This is a genomic window from Pseudomonas sp. UBA7530 (assembly GCF_002479365.1).
Lineage (GTDB): Bacteria > Pseudomonadota > Gammaproteobacteria > Pseudomonadales > Pseudomonadaceae > Aquipseudomonas.
In genome coordinates this window covers 127,550-138,149 of sequence record NZ_DLMS01000013.1, presented here as the reverse complement: position 1 = coordinate 138,149, position 10,600 = coordinate 127,550, and the positions used below count along the sequence as shown (strand labels likewise).

11 protein-coding genes and 1 tRNA gene are annotated in these 10,600 nt (G+C 61.3%); 6 read left to right on the top strand and 6 right to left on the bottom strand.

From position 1 onward, the window contains the following. Window positions 1-328 precede the first annotated feature (328 nt). The 3 genes from yghU (at window position 329) to B2U07_RS21135 (ending at window position 2,341) form a co-directional block, all read left to right on the top strand. Window positions 329-1,168, top strand: coding sequence for a glutathione-dependent disulfide-bond oxidoreductase (yghU, locus tag B2U07_RS21140; protein ID WP_275546223.1), 840 nt, complete (start codon window positions 329-331; stop codon window positions 1,166-1,168). Window positions 1,169-1,709: 541 nt separating this feature from the next. After that, the gene (locus B2U07_RS23210) at window positions 1,710-2,126 is read left to right on the top strand and encodes a ribbon-helix-helix protein, CopG family (protein ID WP_419096372.1); all 417 of its coding nucleotides are present in this window, start codon (window positions 1,710-1,712) and stop codon (window positions 2,124-2,126) included. After that, entirely contained in the window at window positions 2,123-2,341 is a 219-nt protein-coding gene (locus tag B2U07_RS21135; RefSeq protein ID WP_296277746.1) for a hypothetical protein, read from the top strand. Before B2U07_RS23210 ends, B2U07_RS21135 begins: the two co-directional genes overlap by 4 nt. A 183-nt stretch (window positions 2,342-2,524) precedes the next feature. On the opposite strand, the gene B2U07_RS21130 is transcribed toward B2U07_RS21135, so the two are convergent. From B2U07_RS21130 to dapA, 4 genes are all read right to left on the bottom strand, one after another. Then, window positions 2,525-2,614: transfer RNA gene (locus B2U07_RS21130), tRNA-Ser, on the bottom strand. A gap of 126 nt (window positions 2,615-2,740) precedes the next feature. Further along, window positions 2,741-3,610, bottom strand: a complete 870-nt coding sequence (locus B2U07_RS21125) for a phosphoribosylaminoimidazolesuccinocarboxamide synthase (RefSeq protein WP_275546224.1) — start codon at window positions 3,608-3,610, stop codon at window positions 2,741-2,743. Between the two features lie 89 nt (window positions 3,611-3,699). Then, window positions 3,700-4,821, bottom strand: coding sequence for an outer membrane protein assembly factor BamC (gene bamC, locus B2U07_RS21120; RefSeq protein WP_275546225.1), 1,122 nt, complete (start codon window positions 4,819-4,821; stop codon window positions 3,700-3,702). A 16-nt stretch (window positions 4,822-4,837) separates the two neighbouring features. Beyond that, window positions 4,838-5,716 carry a 4-hydroxy-tetrahydrodipicolinate synthase gene (dapA, locus tag B2U07_RS21115; RefSeq protein ID WP_275546226.1) on the bottom strand — a complete coding sequence of 293 codons (879 nt, stop codon included), beginning with the start codon at window positions 5,714-5,716 and terminating at the stop codon, window positions 4,838-4,840. Between the two features lie 203 nt (window positions 5,717-5,919). Here dapA and B2U07_RS21110 point away from each other — a divergent pair, with 203 nt between their 5' ends. Further along, window positions 5,920-6,477 carry a glycine cleavage system protein R gene (locus B2U07_RS21110; protein ID WP_275546227.1) on the top strand — a complete coding sequence of 186 codons (558 nt, stop codon included), beginning with the start codon at window positions 5,920-5,922 and terminating at the stop codon, window positions 6,475-6,477. Between the two features lie 171 nt (window positions 6,478-6,648). Beyond that, window positions 6,649-7,122, top strand: coding sequence for a peroxiredoxin (locus B2U07_RS21105; RefSeq protein WP_197857956.1), 474 nt, complete (start codon window positions 6,649-6,651; stop codon window positions 7,120-7,122). Window positions 7,123-7,184: 62 nt separating this feature from the next. Here B2U07_RS21105 and B2U07_RS21100 read toward each other — a convergent pair whose 3' ends face one another. Both B2U07_RS21100 and B2U07_RS21095 read right to left on the bottom strand, forming a co-directional pair. Next, the gene (locus tag B2U07_RS21100) at window positions 7,185-8,249 is read right to left on the bottom strand and encodes an AI-2E family transporter (RefSeq protein WP_197857955.1); all 1,065 of its coding nucleotides are present in this window, start codon (window positions 8,247-8,249) and stop codon (window positions 7,185-7,187) included. Window positions 8,250-8,312: 63 nt separating this feature from the next. After that, on the bottom strand, window positions 8,313-8,552 hold the full coding sequence (locus tag B2U07_RS21095) for a sulfurtransferase TusA family protein (RefSeq protein ID WP_074681423.1): 240 nt from the start codon (window positions 8,550-8,552) through the stop codon (window positions 8,313-8,315). A 106-nt stretch (window positions 8,553-8,658) separates the two neighbouring features. On the opposite strand from B2U07_RS21095, the gene B2U07_RS21090 reads away from it, so the two are divergent. Further along, window positions 8,659-10,092 (top strand): M48 family metalloprotease, encoded by a 1,434-nt coding sequence (locus B2U07_RS21090; RefSeq protein ID WP_197857954.1) that lies wholly within the window; start codon window positions 8,659-8,661, stop codon window positions 10,090-10,092. Window positions 10,093-10,600 lie beyond the last annotated feature (508 nt).

Genomic DNA, 10,600 nt, shown 5'->3' with positions numbered 1-10,600 from the left:
CGTTAGCCCGGTTGACCAGAGATTAGTCCAGACGGCGGCATTGTGCCAATGTCTTTGGGGCGAAGCCTGTCGAGAGAAGCTTGAAACTGCTCTGCGCAACACAAAACTCCTGCAGCAGCTGCGCATACAGGATCCGAAGCCGATCAGGTCGAACGCGCGGCCATTTTCCTGCCTAGCCGCGATTGCCAACGCCTGCTGATATCTATGCCGACATGCGCTATCACCAAGCCGATGATTCAAATGCACCGACAGCATTCAAATGTCGGGCGCAATCCAGATAGTCTTGGCTGCGGCAGCACCCCTCACACGTCGACAAAGCGAGGCAGCGATGACCCAATCCACCTACGTACCGCCGAAGGTCTGGCAACATCTGGAAGCGTCCGGCGGCCAGTTCTCCAAGATCAACCGCCCTGTCGCAGGCGCCACCCACGAGAAGGAACTGCCGGTCGGCAAGCACTCGCTGCAGCTCTACTCCCTGGCCACCCCTAACGGCGTGAAGGTGACCATCCTGCTGGAAGAGCTGCTCGCGCAGGGACACAGCGGTGCCGAATACGATGCCTGGCTCATCCGCATTGGCGAGGGCGACCAGTTCTCCAGCGGCTTCGTCGGAGTCAATCCAAACTCGAAGATCCCCGCCCTGCTCGACCGCAGCACAGCTACACCGATCCGCGTGTTCGAATCCGGCTCGATCCTGCTCTACCTAGCGGAGAAATTCGGCGCCTTTCTGCCAACAGATCCGGCAGGCCGCACCGAAGCCCTCAACTGGCTGTTCTGGCAAATGGGCTCGGCGCCCTACCTGGGCGGCGGCTTCGGGCACTTTTACGTCTATGCCCCGGAGAAGTTCGAATACGCCATCAACCGCTTCACCATGGAAGCCAAGCGTCAGCTCGACGTGCTTAACCAGCGCCTCGCCAATAACCGCTACCTGGCCGGCGACACCTATACCATCGCCGATATCGCCGTATGGCCCTGGTACGGCGAAGTGGTCAGGAACAATGTCTACTCGGCAGCGGAGTTCCTCGCTGTTCATGAATACCCGCACGTACTGCGCTGGGCCGAAGAGATCGCCAAACGCGAAGCCGTACAACGCGGCCGCCGCGTCAATCGCACATGGGGCGACCAATCAGAGCAAGTGCCCGAACGGCATCAGCCTGCTGATTTGGATTAACAACTGATACGGGAAAGCACCGGAACAAAGGCTGCTGATTCCCAGACACGAAAAAGCCCCGAACCGTATTACGGTTCGGGGCTTTTGATGTGGCGGGAAGATAGGGATTTGAACCCGTTTTTACGGGTGACCATTGCTGCCCATCGTCGCCCAGAACCAGCAAAATCGGGGCTCTCGCCTAATCCCTTCTGCCCACTGTCCGCCTTTTTCGCCTGCTGATTTCGACACCTTTTCGACAGTTGCTGCTAGCTGACCTGCTTCAGTCATGGATTCATCAAGTAGCGAAGTAGCACCTTGTCGCGCGCGCTGGTGCAGTTGCGTGCGAGGTACGAGCACGCGTGTGCGCCAGCGCGCACGCCACAGCTGAACAGGCAAAACAGTGAATTCGTTCTGACGTCCCTGTAGCACGTCAGATAAAAGGATTTACAAGTGGCCATTACAGCCCATTCCCGCCCAATAGCGCAGCAGAAATTATGCAAATGTTGCACATAAAATATGTCGATGTTATATAACTTTTAAATCGAAATTATGAGTACATCACATGCGTATAACAGCTGACCAAAAGCGTCAAATCGTGGCGGCATATCAGCAGCAGGGGCTAGGCAAAGAGCTTGGCAAAATGATCGTTCAAACCTCCCCGCCTGAGGTACTCAACTACGTGCTTTTGCAGATTCGGGAGGGAAGGCGCCTGCCTATTCCAGATCCACATGGCCCGGGTCGTCTCCTGGGTGTTGACCAATTCAACGCGGCGAAGGAATCCAGTAGCTTGGCGCCTCGCCAAGAAAGCTCCCCTGACGTACCCAGGAAGGAAGCAAAGAGCGTTTTGTTTAGCTTCAAGGTTGGTAGCGATGACTTGGATGCTTTAAGGGCGCTGAGCGATCGCGATGGCGAGTCTGTAGCGGTGCTACTTCGGCAGGCAATTCGGGCATATCTGATAAATCGAGGGGTGAAAAGATGAGTGACCCAAAAATGTCGCGGGAAAGCCCGCTGGATGAGCTTGACTTGATTCTGCGAGCCTACCAGTCGCTTGGGGCGTTGTCTGACTCTCCGTCGTATGATGGAGAGGTCGTCGGCTCGTTGATTCGGGAGCTGAATAAACGCTTTGCTGACGAGCTATCGAGGATCGAGACCAGCAATCAAGCTATGTCGTTTCCGCCCCTCAGGGGCGTGTGAGGCGCGTTTTGCTTGTACTGACGGGCTGCCTTTCGGCGGTGGGCTAGCGAAGTCTGCCCACCGCCGAAAGGCAGCGAGCAAGCAAAGCGCGCAAGGTTATCGACACTTTTTCGACGCCTAGCATGCCGCAGATAGCAAAAGCCCCCGAAACTCTATGAATTTCAGGGGCTTAGGCTTGAGATATGGCGGGAAGATAGGGATTTGAACCCTAGGTGCCATTGCTGACACAACGGATTTCGAATCCGTCCCGTTCGACCACTCCGGCATCTTCCCAAGCGGCGCGCATGATAACAGCTGATTACGCTTTGGCGAAGCTTATTTTTAAAATTTTTCTTGTTCTATCAGGCGCTTGTGAAAAAACCGAGCAGTGCTCGGCCTTTTCAGTTGATGGCTTCAGCCTCAGGCCGTCAGGCGAGTCAGCGCTTCGCGGTACTTGTCAGCGGTTTTCTGCGCCACGTCTGCCGGTACGGCCGGGGCCGGGGCCTGCTTGTTCCAGCCGGTGGACTCCAGCCAGTCGCGCACGAACTGCTTGTCGAAGCTCGGCGGGTTGCTGCCTTCGGCATAGCTGTCAGCCGGCCAGAAGCGGCTGGAATCCGGGGTCAGCACTTCGTCCATCAGGGTCAGGGTGCCGTCTTCGTCCAGGCCGAATTCGAACTTGGTATCGGCGATGATGATGCCGCGGGTAGCGGCGTATTCCACTGCCGTGGTGTACAGCTTGATCGCCGTGTCACGCACCTTGGCGGCCAGTTCGGCGCCGATGATGGCTTCGCACTGTTCGAAGCTGATGTTCTCGTCATGGTCGCCCACGGCGGCCTTGGTCGAGGGGGTGAAGATCGGTTGCGGCAGCTTGGCCGCTTCCTTCAGGCCAGCCGGCAGCACGATGCCGCAGACGGTGCCGCTCTTCTGGTATTCCTTCCAACCGGAACCGACGATGTAGCCACGCACGATGGCCTCCACGGCGACGGGTTTAAGGCGCTTGGCGACGACCGCGCGGCCTTCGACCAGTGGCAGCTCGGCAGCTGATACGACGTCTTCGACCTTGTCACCGGTGAAGTGGTTGGGCACCACGTCAGCCAGCTTGTCGAACCAGAAGTTGGAAATCGCGGTGAGGATCTTGCCCTTCTCCGGGATCGGCTGTTCGAGGATGACGTCGAATGCCGACAGACGATCGGTGGCCACCATCAGCATGCGCTTGTCGTCGATTTCGTAGAGGTCGCGGACCTTGCCCGAGTAGATCTTCTTCAGGCTCAGGGTGGTGGGTGTGCTCATGTCGGCATTTCCGTTTCTGGCAAACAAAACAGGCGAAACCTTGTAGGGTTTCGCCCATCGATTAACGGCTGGAGGCGCGTTGCACCCGATCAGCCAAGATTATCCTGAATCAGGCTCAGCACGCGGCGCGATACATCGGCCGGGGCAATGGTGTTGAGATCTTTTTCCACAGTGACCTGGACGCCATCACCTACCGGAGTCAGGCGCACCTGATAGCGCTCGGCGCGGGCTTCGATCTCTTCCTTGCTCGGCGCGCTGCCGAACAGGCGACCGAAGAAGCCGGGCTTCTCCTCGTTGACCTGGGCGCCTTCGGCCATGTTGATGTAGTACAGGCCGAGGCTGCGGTTGAGGTCGTCGACGCGTACGTCGCCAAGCTCCAGCGAGCGACCGACACCGGACCAGGCGCGATCGAAATCGGCGCCCAGGTTGAGAACCGGGTTGCCGTTACCGTCTTCGCTCAGACTGACGCGGCTGGGTGCATCGAAGTCGCGCGCGGCGAGCAGCGATACGGAACCGCCCTGCTCCACGCCACGGGCCATGCTCACCAGCATTTCGTCGAGCAGTGCCGCTTCGAGGCTGGCATTGCCGCTACGCGATGCGAAATCGACATCGGCCGTGCTGCCAGCAGGACGCTCGGCGCTGGTGACGAAGACTTCGCTGGTATTGCGTTGCACGCCCGGCTCGATGCGTACCCGCACGCGGGTTTCCGCATCCGGCGCAACACCGGAAACGCGGCTGCTCAGGCGGCTGGCCATGCCAGTGGCGAGTTCGTCGAAACGCTGCCAGGAGGTGGTGAACTCACCGACCTGCGGGCGCTCGTTGGCGATGCGGAAGCCGTTGTCTTCGAAGAACTGACGCGCCAGCGGCCAGACTTCGGCCGGCACACGCTGGGCCACCACCCAACGCGAGTCGCCGCTGCGCTGCAGGCTGAACTCGCGCTCGTCGGCACGTACCTGCAGGCCTTGCGGGCGTGGTACGTCGAACTTGCCGGAGGTTTCGGTGCTGCTGGCAACCTGGGCAGGCACTGGCAGCAGCGGATCGAGGCGCTTGGCCTGGACGTCGGCCGGCAATTGCATCGGTGCAGTCTGGCGCGCTTCCAGGTAGTCGCTGCCGCGATCACGGAAGTAGCCATTTTCACCCCAGAGCCAGCCGCAACCGCTGGTGCTGGAGACGATCAGAGCAAGGGCGGAGAATCCGGCCAGTCGCTTCATGCGTAGAATCCTTGAGTTAAGCCAATACACCGCACTGGCGCATGGCCTGGCGCAGCGGTTCGTGACAGCGCGGGCTGAGCCAGGTCAGCGGCAGGCGAATACCGTCGCCCATCAAGCCCATTTCGTGCAGCGCCCATTTCACCGGAATCGGGTTGGATTCGAGGAATAGCGCCTTGTGCAGCGGCATCAGACGGTCATTGATGGCGCGGGCGATGGCCGCCTCGCCACGCATGGCAGCCGCGCACAGGTCGCTCATGGCGCGCGGCGCAACGTTGGCGGTAACCGAGATGTTGCCCTTGCCGCCCAGCAGCATCAGCTCGACAGCGGTGGCGTCGTCACCGGAGTAGACGAGGAAATCCTTGCTGACGCGATCCAGTACATCCTGGGCGCGTTGCAGATCGCCGGTGGCTTCCTTGATGCCGATGATGTTGTCGATCTTCGACAGGCGCTCGACGGTCTCCGGCAGCATGTCGCACACGGTGCGACCCGGCACGTTGTAGAGGATCTGCGGGATGGATACGGCTTCGGCGATATGGCGGAAGTGCAGGTACAGGCCTTCCTGAGTCGGCTTGTTGTAGTACGGGGTGACCAGCAGGGCCGCGTCGGCGCCGACTTCCTGGGCGGCACGGGTCAGCTCGACCGACTCGCGGGTGGAATTGCCGCCGGTACCGGCGATCACCGGGACACGACCGGCGACCTGCTTGACCACGCGCTTGATCACGTCGATGTGTTCACCCACGTCCAGCGTGGCGGACTCACCAGTGGTGCCGACCGCGACGATGGCATTGGTGCCCTCCTGAAGGTGGAAATCCACCAATTTGCTCAGGGCCTCCCAATCCAGACCACCCTGCGCATCCATGGGCGTGACCAGTGCCACCATACTGCCCGCAATCATGCAACCGCTCCTGCCGGAAAAATTGAGCCGTAATGGTACTGGGGCCACCAGTCCGGCACAAGCAACGGACAGGCCTTATAGATGCTGGCCGTCGTCCGATGGACATGGCGGTGCCATTCCCCTTGGCGACGCTTTTCGCTAACCTGCTGCCTTTGATCTGCGGCTACTCGTGCGCGGATCGTTCATCGCTTTAGGAAGGCTGCATGTCCACCCCCCCCGTTCGCGAACAATTCCTCGTCATCAGTGCTCTCGGCCGCGATGCCATGGCCCTGACCAATCTGCTCAGCCGCACCAGCCACGAGAACCGTTGCGCGGTGATCGGCACCCGTCTGAGCCGTCACGGTGAATTCAGCGCCCTGGTGCTGCAGGTGTCGGGCAGCTGGGATGCACTGGCGCGCCTGGAGTCGAGCCTGCCGCTACTGGCCAAGAAGCATGACTTCACCGTGGACCTGGTTCGCAGCGCCGCCGCTGAAGTGCGCCCGCAGGCGCTGCCTTATGTGGCCTACGTCAGCGCCGTGTACCGCCCGGACATTCTCAACGAGTTGTGCCAGTTCTTCATCGATCACCGCGTCGAGCTGGAAAGCCTGACCTGCGACACTTACCAGGCGCCACAGACCGGCGGCACCATGCTCAACGCCACCCTGACCGTGACGCTGCCGGCCGGCACGCAGATCAGTTGGCTGCGAGATCAGTTCCTCGACTTCGCCGACGCGCTGAACCTGGATGCACTGATCGAACCCTGGCGCCCGCAGAATCCCTGACGCCCTGCTGCGCGCCGGCCCTGCTGCGTTAGCAACAGGCTCGGCGTGCTCATTACAACTCGCAGAGTCGAGCGTGACGCCGAGTGGCCCTCACCGGCTTCGGGGCCGCCGTCGATATTGCATGGCTCTGGCTCGCGAGATCGCCGTTGACGTATGAATGAAGGAGCTTCCATGTCCGTTGAACTCGACAAACCCGTTGCCGACTTCCAGGCCGAGGCCACCAGCGGCCAGCAGGTCAAGCTGTCCGACCTCAAGGGCCAACAGGTCGTGCTGTATTTCTACCCGAAGGACGCCACCCCAGGCTGCACCACCGAAGGGATGGACTTCAGTGCCCGCTTCGAGCAGTTCAAGGCAGCCAACACGCTGATCTTCGGCGTGTCGATGGATAGCCTGAAGAAGCACGAGAGCTTCAAGTGTAAGCAGGCCTTCCCCTTCGAGCTGATCAGCGACGAGGAGCACCAGCTGTGCGACCTGTTTGGCGTGTATCAGTTGAAGAAGAACTACGGCAAGGAATACATGGGCATCGTGCGCAGCACCTTCCTCATCGACAAGGACGGCGTGCTGCGTCAGGAGTGGCGCAACCTCAAGGTCGCCGGCCATGTCGACAAGGTGCTGGCAGCGGCCGAGGCCCTGAACAAGGCCTGACCCTCGCCGCTATCGAAAAAAGGCCGCTATTGCGGCCTTCTTTCTATCTGCGTATTGCCCCTTTACTCGACAGCCACCAGCTCGGTACGCGGCCAGGCGTTGATCACGGCCTTGAACAGGGTCGCCAGCGGAATGGCGAAGAATACGCCCCAGAAGCCCCACAGCCCGCCGAACAGCAGCACCGCGCAGATGATCGCCACCGGATGCAGGTTGACGGCCTCGGAGAACAGCAGCGGCACCAGTACGTTGCCGTCGAGCGCCTGGATGATGCCGTAGACCACCATCAGGTAGAGAAACTGGTCGCTCCAGCCCCATTGGAACAGGCCGATCAGCGCCACCGGCACCGTCACCACCACAGCGCCGATATAAGGCACCACCACCGACAGCCCGACCAGCAAGGCCAACAGCGCCGCATAGTTGAGCCCCAGGTAGGCGAAAGCGATGTAGGTGACCACGCCACAGATGATGATCTCGATGAACTTGCCGCGGATGTAGTTGGCGATCTGCTGGTTCATCTCCTGCGCCACCTGAGTGATCAGCGCACGCTCGCGCGGCAGGTAGCCGCGGAACCACTGGCCGATCTGCTCGCGGTCCTTGAGGAAGAAGAACACCAGAATCGGCACCAGCACCAGATAGATCATCACGCTGACCAGCACCGGCAGGCTGGACAGGGAGAACGACAGCGCCCACTGGCCAAACTTGCCGGCTTCACCACGCGTGCTGTCGATCAGTTGCACAACTTGCGCATCAGTGATCAGGTTCGGGTAACGCTCCGGCAGCAGCAGGAATACCGCCTGCCATTCGGCGGCCATGCGCGGCAGTTCATTGAACAGCGTGCTCAATTGCTGCCACAGCAGCGGCATCAGCACCAGCAAGAACACCGCCAGACCGCCCATGAACAGGGTGAACACCAGCCAGACCGCCAGCACCTGCGGCACCTTGAGACGTTCCAGGCCGTTGACCAGACCCTGCATGAGGAAAGCCAGCACCAGGCCGGTCAGCACTGGCGCGAGCATGCCGCCCAGCGTCAGCACCACCGCAAAGCCCAACACCAGTAGCACCGCCAGCACCACGGCCTGCTCATCGGAGAAGTAGCGGTACAACCAGTCGCGAATAACCTTGACCATCAACAATCCTTAAATCTGCAAAAGAGCGCTCGCTATCTTCTAGCCTGCTGCACCGAGCGCGGGTCAGGCCTTACGCAACCAGTAACGATAAATACCCGCCTCGACCTCTTCATGCAGCAGCGCATGCCCGGCGAGACTGGCGAAGGCGCGAAAATCACGCTGCGAGCCGGCATCGGTGGCGCTGACCTTGAGTACGGCGCCGCTGGCCAGGCGATTGAGCTCGAGCTTGGCTTTGAGCAAAGGCAGCGGGCAGTTCAGCCCGCAGGCATCGAGTTCGGCATCGAAGGCCGGTACGTCTGTCATCATCTACTCCTGATCGGCCGGCTAGGATAACCAAGGCGCCGCAACCCTGGCCAGCGCGGTAGCTGGCCGGCTACAGTAACGACTTTGTCTCGAGAGCCCTGAGTGCATGACTTTTCTGCGCCCCACCCTGCTGACGCTGGCCTGCCTGTTCGCCGCCCATACGGGCGCCAGTGATCTGCCGTCGCTTGGCGACGCCAGCTCCTCGATCGTCTCGCCGCAGCAAGAACACCAGCTAGGCCGCGCCTGGCTCGGCCTGCTGCGTGGTCAGGTTTCGCAACTGGACGACCCACAACTCAAGGACTTCGTCGAGTCCAGCGTCTATCGCCTGTCGGAAACCAGCCAGTTGCAGGACCGCCGCCTGGAGTTCGTGCTGCTCAACAGCCCCCAGTTGAACGCCTTTGCCGCACCCGGCGGGATCGTCGGGGTCAACGGCGGCCTGTTCCTTTATGCGCAGACCGAAGCCGAGTACGCCTCGGTGATGGCGCACGAACTGGCGCACTTGTCGCAACGCCACTTCGCCCGTGGCGTCGAGGCCCAGCAACGCATGCAGTTGCCGCTGATGGCCGCGATGCTCGCGGGCATCGTCGCCGCGGCGGCAGGTGCGGGTGACGCCGGTATCGCCACCATCATGTCGACCCAGGCCGCGGCCATCCAGGAGCAACGGCGCTTCTCCCGACAGAACGAGCAGGAGGCCGACCGCATCGGCCTGGTCAACCTGGAAAAAGCCGGTTACGACCCGCGTGCCATGCCGATGATGTTCGAACGGCTGATGCGTCAATACCGCTACGACGCCAAGCCGCCGGAATTTCTGCTGACTCACCCGGTGTCGGAGTCGCGCATCGCCGATACCCGCAACCGTGCCGAACAGTACCCGGCCCAGGGGCGTGAAGACAGCCTGCGCTACCAGCTGATGCGCGCCCGCGTACAACTGACCTACGAGGAAACCCCGGGCGTCGCCGCCAAGCGCTTTCGCGCCATGCTCGACGAGAACCCCGGCCTCGATGCCGCTCGCTACGGTCTGGTACTGGCGCAGATGAAAACCGGCCAGCTCGCCGAGGCCGGCGAAACCCTGGCACCGCTGCTGAGCAAGGCCCCGGACGACATCACCTACAACCTGGCGCAGATCGAGCTGGACATGGCGGCCAATCGCCTGGATGCCGCCGAGCGCCGGCAAAAACGCCTGCTCGCCCTCTACCCGAGCAACTACCCGCTGCAGCAGACGCAAATCGACCTGCTGCTCAAGCAACGGCGCATCGCCGACGCCGAACGCGCCCTGGACGATCTGCTCAAGAGCCGCACCAAGGACCCGGACATCTGGTATCAGGTCGCCGAGGTACGCGGCCTGAGCGGCAACACCATCGGCCTGCACCAGGCACGCGCGGAGTTCTTCGCCCTGGTCGGCGATTACAACCAGGCCATCGAGCAACTCGACTTCGCCAAGCGCCGCGCCAGCAACAACTTCCAGCTGGCCTCGCGCATCGATGCGCGGCAACGCGAACTCGCCGAGGAGAAACGCCTGGTCGAGCAGATGCTGCGTTGAGCTTGGGTGCGTAGCCCGGATGAAATCCGGGGGCGGTCTTGAGCCTGACCCCGGATGGATCCGGCTACGAAACTGTGGGAGCGGCCTTGGCCGCGATGTTTTCTTCACCCCCGTTCGCGGACAAGTCCGCTCCCACAGAGCCCGTCCTCGCAACCTGTTCCACAAGGCTGCAGCTACAAACCCGCCCTCACATTCAGCGCACGACAGGCTCATCCCAAAACTGAAAGAAGCGGGTAGCACGGATGCAATCCGGGGCAATGGTCGGAAATCCCCGGATGGATCCGGCTACGAAACTGTGGGAGCGGCCTTGGCCGCGATGTTTCTTCTGCACCCCGTTCGCGGACAAGTCCGCTCCCACAGAGCCCGTCCTCGCAACCTGTTCCACAGGCTGCAGCTACAAACCCGCCCTCACATTCAGCGCACGACAAGCTCATCCCCAAACTGAAGGAAGCGGATAGCACGGATGCAATCCGGGGCAACGGTCGGAAATCCCCGGATTAATCCGGCT